14 protein-coding genes are annotated in these 18,153 nt (G+C 53.0%); 6 read left to right on the top strand and 8 right to left on the bottom strand.

Annotation, left to right across the window (positions count from 1 at the left end; all coding sequences use genetic code 11):
* The first annotated feature begins 32 nt into the window (after positions 1-32).
* On the top strand, positions 33-2,324 hold the full coding sequence (locus JXR15_RS19150; protein WP_422054799.1) for a restriction endonuclease: 2,292 nt from the start codon (positions 33-35) through the stop codon (positions 2,322-2,324).
* 128 nt (positions 2,325-2,452) lie between these two features.
* Here the strand turns inward: JXR15_RS19150 and JXR15_RS19145 are convergent, their stop codons facing one another.
* On the bottom strand, positions 2,453-2,659 hold the full coding sequence (locus JXR15_RS19145) for a hypothetical protein (RefSeq protein ID WP_422054798.1): 207 nt from the start codon (positions 2,657-2,659) through the stop codon (positions 2,453-2,455).
* A gap of 917 nt (positions 2,660-3,576) precedes the next feature.
* On the opposite strand from JXR15_RS19145, the gene JXR15_RS19140 reads away from it, so the two are divergent.
* On the top strand, positions 3,577-3,858 hold the full coding sequence (locus tag JXR15_RS19140; RefSeq protein ID WP_422054797.1) for a hypothetical protein: 282 nt from the start codon (positions 3,577-3,579) through the stop codon (positions 3,856-3,858).
* A gap of 383 nt (positions 3,859-4,241) precedes the next feature.
* Here JXR15_RS19140 and JXR15_RS19135 read toward each other — a convergent pair whose 3' ends face one another.
* From JXR15_RS19135 to JXR15_RS19120, 4 genes are all read right to left on the bottom strand, one after another.
* Positions 4,242-6,053, bottom strand: a complete 1,812-nt coding sequence (locus JXR15_RS19135; protein WP_422054796.1) for an AAA family ATPase — start codon at positions 6,051-6,053, stop codon at positions 4,242-4,244.
* A gap of 51 nt (positions 6,054-6,104) precedes the next feature.
* Positions 6,105-6,329: a helix-turn-helix transcriptional regulator gene (locus JXR15_RS19130; RefSeq protein ID WP_422054795.1), complete on the bottom strand. Its 225-nt coding sequence runs from the start codon at positions 6,327-6,329 to the stop codon at positions 6,105-6,107.
* 114 nt (positions 6,330-6,443) lie between these two features.
* Entirely contained in the window at positions 6,444-7,178 is a 735-nt protein-coding gene (locus JXR15_RS19125) for a hypothetical protein (RefSeq protein ID WP_422054794.1), read from the bottom strand.
* A complete protein-coding gene (locus tag JXR15_RS19120) occupies positions 7,144-8,337 on the bottom strand; it encodes a tyrosine-type recombinase/integrase (protein WP_422054793.1) in 1,194 nt (397 codons plus the stop codon). The genes JXR15_RS19125 and JXR15_RS19120 overlap by 35 nt, the downstream gene beginning before the upstream one ends.
* 275 nt (positions 8,338-8,612) lie before the next feature.
* On the opposite strand from JXR15_RS19120, the gene JXR15_RS19115 reads away from it, so the two are divergent.
* Positions 8,613-9,617, top strand: coding sequence for an HNH endonuclease signature motif containing protein (locus JXR15_RS19115; RefSeq protein WP_422054792.1), 1,005 nt, complete (start codon positions 8,613-8,615; stop codon positions 9,615-9,617).
* A 38-nt stretch (positions 9,618-9,655) separates the two neighbouring features.
* Here the strand turns inward: JXR15_RS19115 and JXR15_RS19110 are convergent, their stop codons facing one another.
* Complete coding sequence (locus JXR15_RS19110; RefSeq protein ID WP_422054791.1) at positions 9,656-11,779, bottom strand: CHAT domain-containing protein; 2,124 nt, start codon at positions 11,777-11,779, stop codon at positions 9,656-9,658.
* Between the two features lie 571 nt (positions 11,780-12,350).
* Here JXR15_RS19110 and JXR15_RS19105 point away from each other — a divergent pair.
* Together JXR15_RS19105 and JXR15_RS19100 are read left to right on the top strand one after the other, a co-directional pair.
* Entirely contained in the window at positions 12,351-13,022 is a 672-nt protein-coding gene (locus tag JXR15_RS19105; RefSeq protein WP_422054790.1) for a tyrosine-type recombinase/integrase, read from the top strand.
* A gap of 91 nt (positions 13,023-13,113) precedes the next feature.
* A complete protein-coding gene (locus JXR15_RS19100; RefSeq protein ID WP_422054789.1) occupies positions 13,114-13,464 on the top strand; it encodes a hypothetical protein in 351 nt (116 codons plus the stop codon).
* A 624-nt stretch (positions 13,465-14,088) separates the two neighbouring features.
* Here JXR15_RS19100 and JXR15_RS19095 read toward each other — a convergent pair.
* Both JXR15_RS19095 and JXR15_RS19090 read right to left on the bottom strand, forming a co-directional pair.
* On the bottom strand, positions 14,089-14,796 hold the full coding sequence (locus tag JXR15_RS19095) for an FCD domain-containing protein (RefSeq protein ID WP_422054788.1): 708 nt from the start codon (positions 14,794-14,796) through the stop codon (positions 14,089-14,091).
* A 54-nt stretch (positions 14,797-14,850) separates the two neighbouring features.
* Positions 14,851-16,473 carry a GMC family oxidoreductase gene (locus JXR15_RS19090; RefSeq protein ID WP_422054787.1) on the bottom strand — a complete coding sequence of 541 codons (1,623 nt, stop codon included), beginning with the start codon at positions 16,471-16,473 and terminating at the stop codon, positions 14,851-14,853.
* Between the two features lie 238 nt (positions 16,474-16,711).
* Between JXR15_RS19090 and JXR15_RS19085 the strand changes: the two genes are divergently transcribed.
* Positions 16,712-18,136, top strand: coding sequence for an aldehyde dehydrogenase family protein (locus JXR15_RS19085; RefSeq protein WP_422055032.1), 1,425 nt, complete (start codon positions 16,712-16,714; stop codon positions 18,134-18,136).
* Positions 18,137-18,153: the final 17 nt, after the last annotated feature.

Genomic DNA, 18,153 nt, shown 5'->3' with positions numbered 1-18,153 from the left:
CTCGCTATCGCCAAGTATGGATTATGTAGTCAATGCCACAGTACGACTTCCAACAGCTTTCTCCATTCGACCTCGAGATTCTTGCAAGGGATCTCCTGCAAGCGCATTGGGGCGTAACGATTGAGAGTTTTAAATCTGGAAAGGATGGCGGCGTCGACCTCCGATATGCCGTGGGCACCAACCGGCTCATTGTCCAAGTTAAACACTACCTGAAAACTGGTCTTGCGGGGCTAATGAGGGAGGTCAAAAAGGAAGTTGAAAAGGTTCGGTTAATTAATCCGTCTCGGTATCTTCTGGTAACCTCAGTCCCCTTATCGAAGGCTAACAAAGACTCCATCGTCGATCTATTCGATCCGGGCATGCTTAAGGCCAGCGATGTAATTGGACATGAAGATCTTAACAACCTGCTTGGTCAACACCCAGAAATCGAACGTAATCACTACAAGCTCTGGCTTGCTAGTCGCGCGGTCCTCGATGGTGTACTGCACAATGCCGAGAAAACCCGTAGCGAATTCAAAGTACGCCAAGTTTACGAGGAGGCGCGGCGCTATGTTCAAAGCGAAGCGTATCCACAAGCGATGCAAATGCTTAACAATAGCCGGGTTGTGGTAATTGCGGGCCCGCCGGGTGTGGGCAAAACGACGTTGGCAAACCTGCTCCTCTACGCACACTTAGAGGGTGGTTATCAGGCTGTCCTGATCCAGCGAGACATAGATGAAGGTCTGAAGTTGTTTCAGCCAGGGACGCCCCAAGTCTTCTATTTCGATGATTTTATGGGGGCTACTTTTTTGGGTGACGGATCCGCAGCTCTTGCAGGGTCGAATGACAAAGCGTTACTTGAATTCATTAATATGGTTCGCGCAACACCAACCGCCAAACTAATATTGACCACGCGTGAGCACATATACTCGCACGCAATGGGTCGATCTGAGCGCCTTCGGCACTCTGATTTGGATGATCTTCGAGTTTTCTTGAGAATGCCGAGTTACTCATTCAGCCAAAAGGCGCGCATTCTTTACAACCACCTCTGCTTCAGTGATTTACCGCCGGAGTATCAGGGTGAATTATTGCGTGATGAATTCTACATGAGCATCATCAAACATGAGAAATTCAACCCGCGCCTCATTGAATGGCTTTCTAGTTTTCGCCGATTGCGAAACGTCCCGGTGGATAAGTACCGCTCATTTGTTGAAAACCTACTTCGCGATCCATCGGAAATTTGGCGGCACGCCTTCGAGAACGAAATCTCAGATGCTGGGCGTTCGATGCTACTGGCAATTTTCTCGCTGGAAGGCAGGGCTAACGGAGCCATCCTGAAGGCTGCTTTTACTACATTGCACGAACATCGTGCTAACCGCTATGGCTTCTCCAGTGGCCCCGAAGATTTTCGTACAGCTTTGCGAGAAATTGCTGGCACTTTCATCAAACCCATTGGCTCACATGGCTTTGAAGTCATTGATCCATCTGTTCTTGATTTATTGAACTCTGTGGTACTTGTTGATCCAGAAAACGCCATCGACATTATGACTGGCGCTGCGAGTTTTGATCAGATCAAACGCATTTGGTCCTTCGCCAAATCGAAAAGCAGAAGATCTATTCTTGAAGCATTTCGAATGAAGGCAAATCAAATTGCTGATCCGATATCTATTCAGATGCTGAAAAGGCGTAGGTTCGATCATGGAAATGGCAGCGTAAGTTATCGCGGATCAACGTTTGAACGCCGATTGGCAGTATTGCTAGACATTGCGGAAAAATTGGGAAGTGACAATATCACCTCGCTAGTTCCCGTACTGTTCTCTCGACTGGAGCACGAGTGGCTTTCAGAAAGCCCGGAGATTAACGATGCCGTTGAATTGGTGCGGACACTGCAAGCTTGCAAATCGGTTTCGCAAGATGAAGCCGACCGAATGTTGAACATCATTAAGCCAGTGCTTCTCAAAGAAATAGGGACTGGGTGTCGCTCTGATGAGTTGCGCGAACTGATCGGTGTTTTGGATTTAACTGATCATTGTGGGACCAAGAAAGCAGCCCAAGCTGCTTTTGAGGCATACAGGCGTTTGCAATTTGCCGATGAAGTTGGCGAATGCAAATCTGGTGAACAATTTGATGAATTGATCGAGGACCTCGAACTTTTCCGAGATGAACTAGGCGTAGAAATAGCCGCAATGCTCGATACGGTCGAGGAAGCCAAATTTGAGTTTGAGGCCAATGAAGAGGCTTGGGCAGATCACATGCAGGACGAGTGGAAAGAACGTTCCCGCGACGAGCGTGCAAGTGCCCGGGGTGTCTCTGATATGTTTGGCTCGCTCCGTGTTGAACAATAGGTGTTGAAGGTGTGATGAGCATCGACAAAAGCCGACCACCGTCAACATATCTACCATCGCAACTTTTTGGATATTGGCTGTTGGGGATCAACATAGTCTTAGAACTAACTGAGCCCCTGACAAAACGCCTATGTATTGGTCTGCAATACCCGACGCGCCTCTATCTCTGCGACCGACCCTTTTACCCACTGCCACGGAGAACGCGGCTTGCGGGCCTTCGACAGTTCGGGATTCGTTTTGGCGTCGCTGGCGGCGGCGCGCAGGCGTTCACGTGCTTCGCGCGGGTCGAGTTTCAGTTCTTCGCACAGGTCTTTAAGTGTCACGATATCAGCCATGTCAGTCTCCTTTGGTTCTGATGGAGATCGATAAGACGCAGGCTGCTATCCTGTCAGGGATAACCCCAGCGCATCTTTAGCTTTTCTCGAATTGCTGCTACCACTGATCTCGACGCAGGAGACGCACCTGCGTTGGGGCTTAGAAACCCCTCGGTGACTTAGACCGCTTCGGCGGTTGAATACCTTTGACCCTATGGTCGGGGTGCCTGTGTTATACAACAGGCTCCGGCTAAAGGCACAGGGACCGTGTCACCGCGGTTTTCTAACACCCCGATCACCAGTCAACCGCGAGGGCGCTCGCAGATCGGGGCGCTATGGGGCTTCATCTCACTGGACCACTCGAATGGGCAGGCAGAACGGCTTTGCCGCAGCAGGCAGGCATCTATGTGATCGCGAGGGGCCATCCGACCAACACTGTCTACATAGGTCGGACATGGGCGGCGAAAGGGATCAGGAACCGGATACGGCAGTTCCACCGATCAGCAACGACTGGCAAGAAGGGCCACGCTGGCGGCGTTACCTTTCACCGCGTGTTCAATGGCGATACATCCAACCTTTGGGTCTCGGTACATCTTCCAGATGGGATCGATGCAGCTGACCACATTCTTCATCCCTACATCGCTTACGCCGAGCGGCGACTGATCTGGGAGCATGTCGAGGCACACGGGGCGCTGCCGGTATGCAACTCGGAATGATCTGCAACAAATCCCCAGCAGGTGGAGTTAAACGCGTGCGCGGCGGCGTTACAATGAGCCAGCAGCGCCAGCATGGGCATTTTCCGATCACACCCTGCGAATTCAGGCTGGGGACGCTCTACAGCTCTCTGAGCGAGCCAATGCTACTCGCACAGCACCCCACAAATAAACTTCATTCAGCCGCTGCACGGCAGGCCGGGATTAAGCCTGACCAAAGTCCGCATGTTTCTTATCGAGATATTCATCATCAGCCTTAACGAGGAGATATTTGAAATGGCAATCAGTGCAAAATGGGGTTTCAACGGCGAAAGCAAGGTAATACTCGGCAACTGGCATAGGCTTTGGTGCCTGCTATTCGGCCCACTGTATTACGTGTTCAAGGGCATGTGGTTGTGGGCGATCATATCGTTCTTCACCCTCAATGGACTTTGGATTGGCTTCCCACTCTACAACCGGTCCATCGTACTTCGCCATTTCCACCGCAAAGGCTGGGTGCAGGAATGATCGCAAGAGCGCCGAAACGGGCAGATTGCTACCCAAGTGGAACCCCAGACACCGGCATGATACCCGATGCAAGCACGGACTCTTTGAAAAGAATCAGCGATTTAGCTCCGGCTCGTGCCCGATAGCCTGATACATAGTCCTCGTGTCGCCCTAGACAGGACTGGCGGACACCCAATGAGGTGCTGGCGAGTGGTATGGAGGGAGGCGTTTTTTTAACGGCACGCGCCCAGTGGACGGACAAGGGGTCATACATACTGCCAAGATTTCCGGCTCCCAGCCGCTCCGCACCCCAAGCCCACGCTGGCCTCCAAAAAAGTGAAGGACGGACTTAAGCCCGCCCATCATTCGATATAAAAATTATTGTACATGAAATATTATAACGATCACTCGTCGGCAGTGGGCTTTCCGAGTTTCCAGCGGGTGCTTTTTCCCTTCCCTACCTGCACGATCTCATCGGACTTCGCCATCTCTGCTCTAAGCGCGTTCAAGGTGCCGACAGACGCAAGGCTGCGGCCTGTCACTGCGCTTTCAACTTTCTCCCATCTGACCGGCTGATCGGAAAGAAATTCGAGTATGAACTCTCGCGCGGCGTCGGTGGCTGATGCAGGCCTGCCAACTGAATTTGTCTCGACCCTGCAAACCTCGGCTTCGTTCGCATCTGAAAACTCGACCGGGTGCAGCACAGGCGTCCCGTCTCGACCACCTCCGAAACGCTCGAATATGATTGTCTTGCCAAGCTCGCTGGCGTTGGCCTTGCCATGCGCCAAAGCGAAGCGCGAGCGATCTGTTGGGTCTGTCCCGTAAAATAACGCGGATCGAATACTGGCCGCGAAACCAATAGAGCCGACAATCCGATACAGCGGGTGCTCTGCTGACTGTTTATTCAAGTGACCAATAGCCAGTACCGCACATCCGGCATCTTCAGCGATCTCAGTAAGACGTCCCAGAAACTCGCCCACCTCATTTTGACGGTTCATATCACGCCCGCTGCCCATGTAGGCGGTCAGCGTATCTATGACGACCAGCTTGGGCCGCTCCTGCTCGATGTAACGCGCCATCGCCTCAAGGTTCTCTGGCGATAGAATCTTAAACCGGGTCATGACGCGAATTTGGCCGATGTCCGCTCCGTTCTCCAGCAATCGGGGCAATGTGACTCTCTGCCAGTTGTCCTCAGCGGACAGCATCAGAACCTTACCTTTCGGTGCGCACTCATCGGTGAGTGGCCAAGGCTTACCCGTGGTCACGGCGGCGATCAGCTTGGTCACCAACAGCGACTTGCCCATACCGGGATTGCCCGCAAGAAGGGTTACGCCGAAATACGGGATGTACGGGTAGTACAGGAATTCCATCGGCAAAGGCTCAGTCGTCTTTGGTGGGCCAAACAGCGCGGCAGTATCCTCGACGTAATTTCCACTGCTTTGGACCACGGAGCGCAATTCGTTTGGCGACAACGGCGCTTCAGTGAAATCATCGTTCAAAGCTTCCAGCATGGCCTCAACCACATCTTCGTCATCGAACCTTCGGCGCAAGAAGCAGGCCGTGCGAAAGAAGTAATCGTTTCGGCCACCGCTTTTGATGACGAGGTCTGTTGACCCCGGCTGCAAACGTTTTTGTTTTTGTCGTGTTCGTTTAGGTCTGAGATTGCTCAGGTTGTTTGGCAAGGAGGCCATTCGGGAGGGTGACCGAGTGGAATACCGATATTGCTTGCCCGAGGGATGGGTGCTGGGCGGCACCATCACCATCCTGTTCTCGCCGGTCAGAACGTCGACTTCCTCGGCTTTAAAGGCACCTTCGATATACCCACCTTCGAAGTAAAGGTGCTGGCCTCGCCCTGTAAAAACCTTAACCGTTTCCGGCAGATCAAGACCCTCAACTGCCTCTTTGCCTGCTTTCCCGTCCACATCAACAACGGTTAGACCAGCCAGTGATATTGCAAGATTGGCTTTAGGATGCCGACTGAGTGCTTTTTGCACCAAATCGATGTCATCGGTCGCGCTGTTTACTCCGTTCGGAAAGAACTTGGACAAGGGGTGCTTGCCGGGTGACGGGCAGCCGTCACGCTTGCAGGTACATTGCCCGCCCTCGTGAATGCCGTATGTCAGAACAACTTTTCGGCCAGCGGCGATCTGGGCCTTGGCGGCAGCTAGTGTTTTGGGAGAGCGCATCTGTTTTGACACGCGAAATTGTTGTCGCATGGTGTTTCCTTTGATTTTCTTCTGGGGGAAAAGAGGCTGGAAAGCCCCCAATCAGTACTCAGCGTAGTGGGTTCGGGTGCGCTCCTCGGCGCGTTCGGCGAGCCAGTCTTCGATCTCCGACATGAGCCACGCGACGGTGGTCCCGCCCATTCTGATGCGACGGGGAAAGCGCCCTTGGGCCTCCCAGCGCAGTTTCGTGGTATTCGAAACGTTGATGCCCATGCGCTTCAGGTCTTCGCGGGTGACAAGCATCTTGTTCGCTATACTGTCTGTCATGATTTTACCTTTCGTTGCTGAAAGGAACCGGTTCCTGAGACAGTAGTGGCGTGATATTTTTACCTTGTCATTTCAATGCTATGAACAAAACCGGGGCAAAATGAGATGTTCTGTTCAATCGTCTAAACGATAGTCGGAAACCGCTGTTTGAATTTGCCTGTTTAGGTTTTCGAGCTTAGTGGGGTCTTTAGCGAATTTTGAGTAATAGGCGGCGAGGAGCGGGCGCGCTGACGCCCGAATGAACTCGGGATATTCGCCATCGATATGGCCGTACGAGGCGGAGCGTTTCACATACTCAATGCTCCGGATATCGATGAAGACTTCGGTCATACCGTTGACAACTGCCTGCATCGTTTCTGAATGGGCCGTTGCTGACCCCACATCTTTCGGCACACCGCTGACTGCTTGAACCAGCTCTAATAGGTTCGACACTGCGGTTTCGGTTTCCTCAATGCGTTTCCGCATTTCCGAAGCAGGTACAAAACGGGAGGACTGTCCTTTCTCGGGGCGGACAACCACAGATGACAATAGGTCGTCAGAGTTGGCCAATCCTGCAATCAAACGGCGGGACAAATCATCGATCTTTGCGGCCCAAGCGAGTTTTTGTGCCGGTGTCGCGGCACCGCCCACGAAGTCGAAAACGGACAGGAGGTATTCGGCGGTTGCAGCAAGTTGAAGCCGAAGCTCTTCAATGCCCGCTGGATTCTCAAGGCGTATCGTCTCTGCGATCTCGAGCGCAGCATCGTTAGTATAAATTTCGGACCACGGATTGTGGCCGGGTGGAAACTTCTTGCTCGCGTACCCAACCCAGCGTTCAGGCGTGATGTCGCCTTTCAACTTGCTGAGCATTCTTGGGCGTTGTGATCTTTTCGATATGCTCATTCCACTTGTCCAGCGCCTCGCGCTTCTCGTCCGCGTATGAATATACATTGTAGATGGCTGCAACGCCTGAGACTACACCCGTCTTGTGGTTCAACAGCGCCTCGGTCACAGCTTGCGGAATACCGATTTGCGCCATGTTGGTGGACATTGTGCGACGCAAGTCATGGATATGCCACGGTTCAGTGCCTTCGGGCAATGCATGATCGAGCCGTTCTTTCAAGCGACCGAATCCTGAGATCGGCGTAACACCTTTCGTCGTGAAGACATAATCTGACCCAAGAAAAGGGGGGACCTTGCGCAGAACATCAAACATGGCATCCGTTATCGGGACTGTGTGTTGCCTGCCATTCTTGGCTCGTTCGGCAGGTAAGGTCCAAAGGCGTTTTTCAAGGTCGAGTTCCGACCAGCGCATCTCGGCAACCTCGGCGCGTCTCTGGCCGCTGAGGGCTAGAAGCTTCATGCAATCCCCAAAAGGGTAACCCTCAGCGTCACAGGCCGTCCAAAGAGCGGCTAGCTCCTCGTCGTTCAATACACGATTGCGAGGCTGTTCCTTGGCGCGTGGCTTCATCCCGGCAATGGGTGAAACTTCGATCAAGCTCCGCTCTACGCACCAGCCCATTAGATGCTTGAGATGGGCCAATGCGCGGTTCACGCCGATTGGTGCAGATTTCTGGATCTCGTCGCATGCTTTCACCACATCTGCACGTTTTATCTCGTTAATTCGCATGTCGAGTAGGGCTGTAAACTTGGCAAGCTGTGCTGCCTTGCGGTCGCTATCTCGGTTGTGAACTTCGGCGTATTTCTCAATGTAATCTGGGATCACTTCACCCAGTGTCGGTTTCGCTTGGACGTCTATGCCGGTGTTCTGTTCGAACTTGCCTGTTTCCACTTCATAAAGGACTTGCCGCGCTCGTTCCCGGGCGTCGTTAAGAGAAAACGGCCCAAACTGGCCGATGGTCAGTCGCTTCATTTTCCTGTTTATGCGCTTGTGAAAGCTGAAGGTCTTGGTGCCGGATTTGTTCACGCGAAGGACCAAGCCGGGCACAACCGTGTCGCGATAATCAACGCGCTTGGTAGGATCAGGCTTTCTGGTCTCAATGAACTTTGTGGTGAGTTTCTGTTTCATAGTGTCATGATAAGAGACCAGGAAATGCCACGTCAGGGACAATCCTAGATGCGTTGAGGCGAGATGGATCGCTCTGCACTGGCGGTCCGGTGAGCTTGATGCTTTTAAACGGCTTCAATCTTTGGTTGACTTCGTGTCTATGTGTACGACATTCTTTGGTTGCGTTTCAGAGCATAAGGCAGCGCCTGACGCCGTGTTTCATGTCTGCCAACAACAACCGGCACCAGATCGAGTAGTCTGGGGAAGGCCGAGGCAACTTTGCACTGGAGAGTGTGATGCCATCTTTGGATCAAACGAACTCGCTAGCAGGCGATCAAAATCATTTGCTTGAAGTCTACGAAAACGAATTCGAAGTCGAATATCGGGGTGAGAGATATCTCGTCCGCGATAACGGCGCGGTTTTTCGATTTAACGAATACCGAAAGCGAGCCCGTCCGTTGGACAAAACTTGGACTTTCGGACGCCAAAACCCGACAACCGGATACCAATATCTTGCAGGTGTCCCCGTTCACCGCATTGTTTGTTCTGCATTCAACGGAGAACCACCCACAGATCAGCACGTGGTGGATCACATCGATACCAACCGATCAAACAACCGACCGGAGAATCTACGGTGGCTGACGAGGTTGGAAAACGCTCTGCTGAATGAGATCACGGCGCGACGCATCGAACTGGTCTACGGTTCCATCGAAGCCTTCCTAGCTGATCCGTCAAAACTCCAAAGTGAGGCTACCTACCCAGACGTGTCGTGGATGCGAACTGTATCGAAGGACGAGGCCGCCAAAACAAAATCGCGCTTCGAGAAATGGGCAAAAAGCGGGTCGGTTCCCAGCGGTGGAGCGATTGGTGAGTGGCTATACGGCACGGCTGAACGAGCGGATTTCGAACCCGACCCAGAAGAGTACGAGTCTCTTACTCCATCAGTCATCCAAGTTCGTTGGCGTGTCCCAACAGAGTTTCCCGAATGCCCATCGGAAGTGAGCGACGATGCACTGGAGCACTATGCTGAGAACCTTGTCTTCGGAAAAGTGTTCGCACGGAATGACATTTATCAGAGCTTGGTTGTTCAACGTTCTCTTGTCGCAGATGCCTTGATAGTCTTGACCCACAACCCTGGCCCCAACGCAATCAAAGACTGGGCTGTCGCTCAAATTTCGGTTCATGGCGAATTCTTCTACCATCGCAGTGAACACCAGTATTTCTCTTTGCAAGGCGCGCTAAAGACGTTTTGCGAGCTGACCGGGGATAGCTATGAAGATTGCATAGATGACTACTGCTGAGCCGAAAGGGAAAGGGTACTGATGACAACGGTTTGTTGCTACTGAAAGAACACGGGGGAAGCCCAATCGAAAATGTCACCTGGAGCATTGAAGTTTTCAAGGCGTTCCATGATTTCGCCTTCGAACTGGTCTCGTAGCGCCGGAATACGTTGCTCCCAAGGTTCTCGAACTCTTTTTAGAGTTTCAGCAAATGCACCAAAATGGTCAGTTCGTGCGCCCACCAACTCGGAGCAAATTGTCAAACCAAAGGCTGAAGCTACCCGGGGCTCAACGGGCCAAAGATGTGAAACAGCTGCTTGTGCTGGCGAGGTCAATGATGGTGCGAGCCCCAGTTTTTGTATCCCACCCAAGCCATCTGAAACGCCGCCATCACAAATGTTCAAACAAAGAAGACGCCTCCCTTCATCTTCTGGGTGGAGGCCAATTAGGTTGTCTACGGCAACGACCTCATCTTGATTTATGAGGATTTTTGAAGAACCGAGTTGCCAGTGGTCGAAAACTCCGTGCCCTATTACATGGATGAAGTCATAGGCAGGATCGCGGTACATCGCTAAGAAGTCATCTCGACCACGCTCACGTCCAAGATAGACATGTGCTTCGACACCTTGCCTTTGCAGAAATTCTGACGCCGAGACCGCCTCCATTTCAGAATACAAATCATTACATGAAGCCCAGATGGCTGCCCGCCGAATTGGGCGATCTGGAAGCGGAGTCCGTAGACTCGAACTCAAAGGCCAGCATTCATTCGCCTCCCGCGACAGTAGCGCTTGAAGCGGGTGAAGGTTGTGGGGGAAACATGCAAGGGCAGGCGATCCAGCCAGTTTCTCAACTAAAACCGGAACATTGTAGAAGTCGGTCAGAGCCTCCTCAAACCCGGTCGCAGAATCTCTGTTGGGCTGCCCGGGACGCCCCGGAACTTGATCAAGCTCGGGACCGGCTTGTACAGTTCGCGTTGTTCCCAGTGCATTGTTGGTAGTTTCATTCATCGCTTCCACTACTTCGGTTTCGCCGGAAAATTTCCCCCGAAAACTGACCATTTCAGTGTCGTTCCCGAGAAACCCAACACCGGAAATAGCAGTCGGCAAAACGACACTGCACCCAGCAGAAGCCGTTTCAATTTCACCGGCATACCAAGCGGCGAGAATTTTTGCGAAGTCTGCCGCCCGATCATTGTCCAACGCGAATTTTGCCACCGGACTCAATAAGCTGGATCGTTGATCGAGAGAAATCAACCAGTCTGTGTAGGATGGGAAACTATTGCGAACTCCATCTGAGTATTCTTTGGCGGCTTCAATCAAGCGCACTACGTTTTCATCCCAATCCCCCACGTTTTCGAATGAAGCGAAGTGGTACTGAAAGGGTTCGTGCTGAAGCAAAAAGTCGGCGTAATCACGTACTACGATCTTTGCCCACCTGTGGTGTGGATCTCCGACCAAGTCACAGCTCCGTGTTGAAAACGCTTTGGCGATCTGAGCTTTGTTTTCTCTGGGTAGTGCATCGATATCGTACAAGCGTCTCAGAACGGTCGCGACGCCAACCGCGCTTTGATGTCCCACATCTCTACCCCAGCACATCAGGCTCACAGCAGCTTTAACTGCTAGGCTTCCATCGGCTGGCAACTTGAAAATCGTCTCCTCTAAGAGCGGAGCAATCTGAGCTGCCGGGGCAAATAGCGCGGACTGATTACGGCAATAATAGAAAAAACCGTCCGCCCATTCCAAAAACGTGTTCGGAAAGCTGTTTGGCAGCATGTCAACTAAAACTCCGATGAAACGAAATGGTCGTCCGTCAAAAAACTTTCGTTGAGCACTAGATTCTATGCTGTCACTTAGGCCGTTGTGTATCCAGTCAAATGCACTATCGAAGCGACCTCGCTTAATCGCAGCCATCATTGGCGCAATCGACACTTCGAACTGAACATATTCAAGCAGAACGCGTTCGACGTCGCCGGTCGCGTTCGCCTGAGCTTGAATGATCTCTTCCGCAACTGTGGCACTGACTCGATGGAGTTCGTCAAACGATGTGGCCTGAGCAGCAGCTTGTAGGTTGTTCAATTCAACCAGCAATCCCGGAACCTGAGGCACCGAGATTGGACATTCTACATCAGGAAGCACAAAACCGTAGTCCGCAGACAGCTGTCGCCAGTTTGATAAATCGTACAATTGCCGTTCCTTGAAAATTGGATCAAACGACAGCTACATTGGGTTTGGTCTATAGCCGCGTGATGCAACCCTAGAGAGATTTGGGTGAGGTTTGAATAGGTTTCGCACCTTCGACGGAGTTTGGATAGTACCGGCATTCAAGTATGCTGGCTTCGCCCAATTGCCGGGAACTGACACGCAAACGGTAGTGGCATGGTCTCCTCAAGCACCTCGGGTATCGCTGGGGTAGCAGGAGTAGCGTGCTTGAATGCTTTGGTGTGTGACAGGGCGAGACGATCTGCCAAGCGCAAAGGCTAAGGTTTTCAATCGGCTACGATACGGTTTGAGTGATCCTGAGACGGTGCGTGCGGAACACAAGGCTAATTGAAAATCCTCGTGTCGGTGGTTCGATTCCGCCCCCGGGCACCATATTACCATACAATTGCATCCAGATTGATCCGTCAGCAGCCTGTATTCGCAGGATTTTCGCTATTGGTTTGTCCGGAGATGTCCTGCCACGTGCGCTACGATCTACCCCAAAGCGGGGTTCCGATCTGGGGTACGTGTCATGAGACATCTGGAGGGTACCCCCATGCCGGTTTTAAGCGACGCAAGGATCCGGGCTCTGAAGCCTAGGGAGAAGCCCATCAAGCAAGCCGACTTCGACGGGTTCTACTTGCTGATCAAGCCGAACGGGTCGAAACTTTGGCGTTTCAAGTACCGCTGGCTGCGGAAAGAGAAGCTTCTGGCGCTGGGCAAATACCCAGAGGTGATTTTGGCCGATGCGTGGCGCAAACGGGATGAGGCTCGCAGTTTGATCGCGAACGACGAAGATCCCTCGAGCGTGCGCAAAGCTCAGAAAGCGAAGGCGGCAGCTGAGCAAACCGAGGCCTTCGCCAAGATCGCCGCAGAACTGCTCGAAAAGAAGCGCATTGAAGGCCGGGCAGAAACTACACTTGCCAAAACCGAATGGTTCCACCGCCTGCTCGGCGCCGATATCGGGCAAATGCCCATCTCCCAAATCACAGCACGAGATGTTTTGGTTCCCCTGAAGAGGATCGAGAACAAGGGCAATCACGAAAGTGCTATTCGAATGCGTCCTGCCGCTGGGGCTGTCTTTCGATACCACGCTTCGCCTGAAGCACATCGACCTGCAGAAGAAGGAAATGCTACAAGACGCCACCGAAATGCGGGCCAAGAACGGCAAGAGCTTTCGCAGTTTCTTCTTCCCTCGCACGGAAGCCTTCCAGCAGGTCCTCGGTGATTGGCTGACTGGGGTTTGCCGAGGATGACGCAGTCTTGCCCAGCGTAGATGATCTGCGCCATCCCGTCCCCGGCGCCGTCCCGGTGCCCCCATGCAATCATCCGCTGCGGTAGGCAAAGCTTTCAAGGCTGCCACGGCCCTGATTGATCGCTGCTGCACACCGCACTCTGCACGCGACACACTGGTCTACCTGGGAAATGAACTGGCGAGCTCAAGGAAAGATGAAAGGGCGTTCTCTCTCAACCTTGGACAAGCGAGGCCTCAAGTCAAAGAAATCTATTATGCCAAAATGACGGACGAGCAACGCCGCAGCACGATCGAAGGGCTTTGTGCTGGAACCCAGTTTACGGCCAAGGAGCAGTCAATGGTTCTCGACTATTACGAAAGCCGCTTCGAACGCGGGTCCAAAGAATACAACTACGCCAAACGACTGGCCGACTGACGCGCCGCCGCGCGCGATGGGGAGGCCGTGCTGGAATAGGGGCGGTATCGGTGAGGCAGTGCTCTCTTCCCTGGCCTTCGGGAAACGGTCGTACCTTGTTGATGGCTCATCCTAAACAAGAAGGCCGATTCTACTCCAAGTCGGGCTGCCTCCCCGCTGACCGATTGCAAGCACGCAGTCGCAGTTGGGCGGCTAGCGGAAGTTCGCTGCAGGCGCGAAGGCGGCGTGTCAGCCAGGCAAAGGCTGTCGTTCACCCCCCCCCCCCGAACTCCGAAGTCGAAATGCTGCGCTGGCCATCAAAGTCTACTATGCGTAATTATTGACCTTTGTAATGTCGTTCCCCCCGCAGAACGCGCCGACATGTTGCGAAGGGCCCAATGCCGACCTTAGTGCAAAACTCGTCTAAGGCCCGTTTAGCCCCAAAGCAGATGTGGCTTTCATCTGCAAGCAGCTCCTAAGCAGATGATCTTCCCCCAACTGAAGAGTCATCCACTTCTCCAATCTAATGGATAAACGAATTAAAACTATTGAAGGGCTTCGGCCTTGTCTTGGCCGTTTCGAACCAAGCGGTCTGTTCTATTTAAGAGACGAGGGAAATTTGCTACCAAACAGGGCGTGCTGCGCTCAGAGACCCTCGAACGTTTTTACAACTTGTTGCCATGCCGAATTCAAGTGCTCTCGCAGTGCAGCATCTGCGGCGTCGCCGTCTCTGGCAAGAATAGCGTCAAAGATAGCATGATGGGCTTCAAAGTTGGATTGATTGCGATCCGGAAGGCGGGGCATTTGAGACCAATGAGGTTCCAACCAGCTTGTGTACGCTCGGTGGATTGCCGGTAGTACCGGGTTACGGGGGATTTGATAGATGACCCGGTGGAATGCAATATCCGTTTGGTAAAATGCGTCACTGTCGTTTATCGCCGCATGGTTTTCTGCCAGTGCTGTTCGAAGTGCTAGGATATCATCTTTGTTCGCTTCCTCGGCAGCCTGACGCACGAGGGCGGCCTCTATGATGATGCGGGTATCGAACAGGTTTTTGACACCACCGGGCTCGTGTAAGAGATGCTCAACAATGCTTTCGATCGCGGAAAAGGCCGCATCGATTCCGGGTTTTCGCACAACTGGACGATATCGTGGCCGCGCTTCAATCAAGCCCCGATTTGAGAGTGTCCGGACTGCCTCGCGAACCACTGTGCGGCTGATGCCATACTCCTCTATCAAGCTGCGCTCAGATGGCAGAGGTTGGCCATCAGCAAGTTCCCCGCTTTGAATTTTTGCGGTTAGACGCTCGGCCACCAGGTCGGATGCTCTGTGTTTGTTGTCGTTACTGGACACGGTATGCGTTCCTCGGTGTCTTGCGGGGCGGGGTGGTTTCTGTTCTGCCTTGGCTCACAGGCGGCCCAATAGCATGTCTGCGCATCTGTCGCCAATCATCATCGCCGGCGCCTGTGTGTTGCCTGCGTTGATATCTGGCATGGCGGAAAGGTCGGACACTCGTAAGTTTTCCATTCCACGTACCCGCAAGCGTGTATCGAGCACGGCCATCGGGTCATTGTCGCGCCCCATTTTTGCGGTTCCTGCAGGATGATAATTGGTTTTTACAAAACGTCGACAGTAGTTACGCATGGCGTCGTCAGATTGCTCTGATGCCGCGGGCAGCATGATTTTTTCAACGTGATCAGAGAGCGGCGCGCTGTCAAATGCACGCAAGAAGAACCGTTGCCCAGCCACCATTGTATCCAAGTCAACGGCTTCCTTGAGCAAATTGGGCGACACTGATGGCATATCTTTGGGATCTGCAGAGGCAAGTTGTACTGAGCCCCGCGATTTTGGCTTCACAACCACAGTTGTTACGGTGAGCCCGTAGCCATTTTCGACCAAATGCTGTGTGTCTCTGTCTACGTAAACTATGGGTACGCAAAACGCCTGAATCGTTGGCTCCCCATTTGGGTCGGTTGGATTGACAAACGCACCAGCTTCTACGCCGGCGGACGTCACAGGTCCACTTCCAAACAGCTTGAATTGCAATCCGTTCTTGAGCATGCGCCAGCCTTCGCCCTGTTTGTAGTATCCGCCACGTCCCTTAATACGGGCGGTTATTGGGACTTCCGGGTGGTCTACGAGGTTTTGTCCGACGCCTGGCAGGTTCAGAAGCGGCGCGATGCCGTGTTCATTCAAGTGTTCTTCCGGTCCTATCCCAGACAGCATCAAAATTTTTGGGGTAATTAATGCGCCAGCCGTTAGGATGACCTCTTTGTTTACAGAGGTCTCGTGTTGCAGGCCTTTGGCATCGCGATATCGGACTCCCACGACACGGGATCCATCCAAGATAAGCTTTTCGACCTCTGAGCGAAGGCGAACCACGAGATTTGGGTTGCTTTCTTGTGGGGAGATATAAGCATAGGCGCTGGAGGATCGTCGCCCATGCCGGTTCATGAATTGATAAAATCCAACCCCACGCTGGGTGCCGCCATTGAAGTCAGCCGAAAATGGCTCTCCGAGCCCTTGGACCGATTGTACAAAAAGGCGGGAGAGGGAATCGATATGGCCCGGATCGGAAACCTTCAGCGCTCCACTAGTCCCGTGGTGGTCATTTTTCAAGCGGTTGTTGTCTTCCATGTCTCGGAAGTGTGGCAGGACCGACTCCCATCCCCAATCCACGGCGTTATTGCTACCGTGTAGTTCTGCCTGCCAGCCGTCATAGTCACTTGGTCGCCCGCGCATATAAACCTGCGCATTTACAGAAGAGCCGCCGCCCAAAACATGGCCTTGCGGTATGTCGTGCACGCGGCCGCCAAGGTGCGCTTGGGGTGTTGTTTTGTGATAGCGCATGAACTTGGTGCCCTTGATCATCTTGAAGATGCCAGGAGGCATGTCCAGAAGAGGATGTCGGTTGGAGTATCCGGCCTCCAGCAGCAGCACTCTGGATTGTGTCTCCGCTGCAAGCCGCCCCGCAACCACGCAACCAGAAGCTCCGCCGCCCACAATAATGTAATCAAAATTCTCGGTCATGTGCTTGCTTTCGTTGCGCCCGTTGAGGTGTGGGGGAGAGTTTATCCATTTTGGTATACCCAAAAACCATGCGGTGGGAAGCCGTTATTACCAATAATACCCTGATTTCTTAGAAAAATCAAAAAATATTTGACTTTGAGGATGAGATAAATCAGACAGTGATTCAGGTTTGGTCATACCAAAAGGAAGAGTTGTGTTGGATTTCGATCTCGCCAGTGGATCCCCCGTTTCTGCAAAAATGTTTGTGGATGGTGTGTGGAGTGACAGTTGTGATCAGGGGCAATCTGTCGTCTTAAATCCAGCAAATGAAACCGTAATTGCTTCTGTACCCAAAGGGAGCGCTGATGATGCGGCCATGGCTTTGAGGGCAGCCCAGAGGGCGCAAGTCTCTTGGGCCAAGGTGCCGCCGGTAGAGCGTGGGAAAGTTGTGCGCAAGTTGGGTGAGCTGGTGCTTGCGCGGCGTGCAGAGTTTGCGCAGCTGATCACCGCGGAGCAGGGAAAGCCGCTTGATCAGGCGTTTGGTGAGGTCGGTGCCGTCGCTGAGTTCTTATTCTATGCCTCAGAAAATGCGAGGCGCATCGAAGGGGATATTCTGAGCTCAGATAGTCCGAACGAAGAAGTCCACATCCGCCGACACCCCTACGGTGTTGTGGTAGGTTTGACTGCGTGGAACTACCCCGCGGCCCTGGCGGCGCGAAAGCTTGGTCCTGCTTTGGTTGCCGGGAATGCCTTTGTGCTGCTGGGGCATGAAATTACGCCGCTATCAGGTTTATTCCTTGCGGCGCTGTCTCAAGAGGCTGGTCTCCCAAGCGGTCTCTTCAATGTGGTGACCGGAAAAGGGCCTGAGATTGGCCGTGCCTTAGTTGAGGATCCGATCACCGCAATGATCACGATGACCGGCAGCAATCGTGCTGGTCAGGAAATTTTCCGCTCTGCGGCTGATGGCATGAAGGTGCTGCGGCTGGAGTTGGGCGGGAAGGCGCCCTTTATAGTGATGGAGGACGCCGACATCGATCAGGCTGTCGCAGCGGCGATTACGGCACGGTACACCAACTGCGGTCAGATATGTACATGCAACGAGCGTATGTATCTGCACAGTGCAATTGCAGATGAGTTTCTCGAAAAGTTTGTAGCCGGTTCGGCAGCCTTGACAATTGGTGACCCCACCAAGTCCCCAAACATGGGACCAAAGGTGAGCGACATCGAAGTCTCAAAGGTCAAGGGATTGGTGGATGACGCTGTGGCCAAGGGCGCAAAGGTACTTTTGGAAGGTGGGCCGCTGTCTGAAGGCGAATTCGCCAAAGGATATTGGTATGCTCCCACCGTTTTGGAAGTAGAGGACAACAGTTCTCCAATCATTGAAAACGAGGTGTTTGGTCCTGTCGTTCCAGCCGTGCGCGTCGACGACTTTGATCATGCCATCGCCATGGCCAACGACACGCAATTCGGGTTGTCGGCCTATTTATTCACCCAAAATCACCGCCGGATCATGCAGTCACCTTATGCACTGAAGTTCGGCGAAATTTACCTCAACCGTGCCAATGGCGAACAAGTTCACGCGTTTCACAACGGATGGGGCCAATCAGGGCTTGGGGGAGAGGACGGAAAATACGGTTTCGACGGGTACCTGCGTAAGCAGAGCCTGTACGTCAACTGGGCGTAAAGCCTGGATAATTTGCG

Origin of the sequence: Shimia sp., from assembly GCF_049116215.1 — a bacterium.
In the GTDB taxonomy this organism is placed as follows: Bacteria; Pseudomonadota; Alphaproteobacteria; order Rhodobacterales; family Rhodobacteraceae; genus Shimia.
Note: the sequence above shows the minus strand (reverse complement) of the source record. Positions and strands in the feature narration are given on the sequence as shown.

What these genes read in the sequence shown, in the direction of transcription:
- JXR15_RS19115 (WP_422054792.1), top strand. Translation starts at nt 8,613, where the DNA reads ATGCCATCTTTGGATCAAACGAACTCGCTAGCAGGCGATCAAAATCAT.
- JXR15_RS19105 (WP_422054790.1), top strand. Translation starts at nt 12,351, where the DNA reads ATGCCGGTTTTAAGCGACGCAAGGATCCGGGCTCTGAAGCCTAGGGAG.
- JXR15_RS19100 (WP_422054789.1), top strand. Translation starts at nt 13,114, where the DNA reads ATGCAATCATCCGCTGCGGTAGGCAAAGCTTTCAAGGCTGCCACGGCC.
- JXR15_RS19150 (WP_422054799.1), top strand. Translation starts at nt 33, where the DNA reads ATGCCACAGTACGACTTCCAACAGCTTTCTCCATTCGACCTCGAGATT.
- JXR15_RS19120 (WP_422054793.1), bottom strand. Translation starts at nt 8,337, where the DNA reads ATGAAACAGAAACTCACCACAAAGTTCATTGAGACCAGAAAGCCTGAT.
- JXR15_RS19130 (WP_422054795.1), bottom strand. Translation starts at nt 6,329, where the DNA reads ATGACAGACAGTATAGCGAACAAGATGCTTGTCACCCGCGAAGACCTG.
- JXR15_RS19125 (WP_422054794.1), bottom strand. Translation starts at nt 7,178, where the DNA reads ATGCTCAGCAAGTTGAAAGGCGACATCACGCCTGAACGCTGGGTTGGG.
- JXR15_RS19090 (WP_422054787.1), bottom strand. Translation starts at nt 16,473, where the DNA reads ATGACCGAGAATTTTGATTACATTATTGTGGGCGGCGGAGCTTCTGGT.
- JXR15_RS19140 (WP_422054797.1), top strand. Translation starts at nt 3,577, where the DNA reads ATGTTTCTTATCGAGATATTCATCATCAGCCTTAACGAGGAGATATTT.
- JXR15_RS19135 (WP_422054796.1), bottom strand. Translation starts at nt 6,053, where the DNA reads ATGCGACAACAATTTCGCGTGTCAAAACAGATGCGCTCTCCCAAAACA.
- JXR15_RS19145 (WP_422054798.1), bottom strand. Translation starts at nt 2,659, where the DNA reads ATGGCTGATATCGTGACACTTAAAGACCTGTGCGAAGAACTGAAACTC.
- JXR15_RS19085 (WP_422055032.1), top strand. Translation starts at nt 16,712, where the DNA reads ATGTTTGTGGATGGTGTGTGGAGTGACAGTTGTGATCAGGGGCAATCT.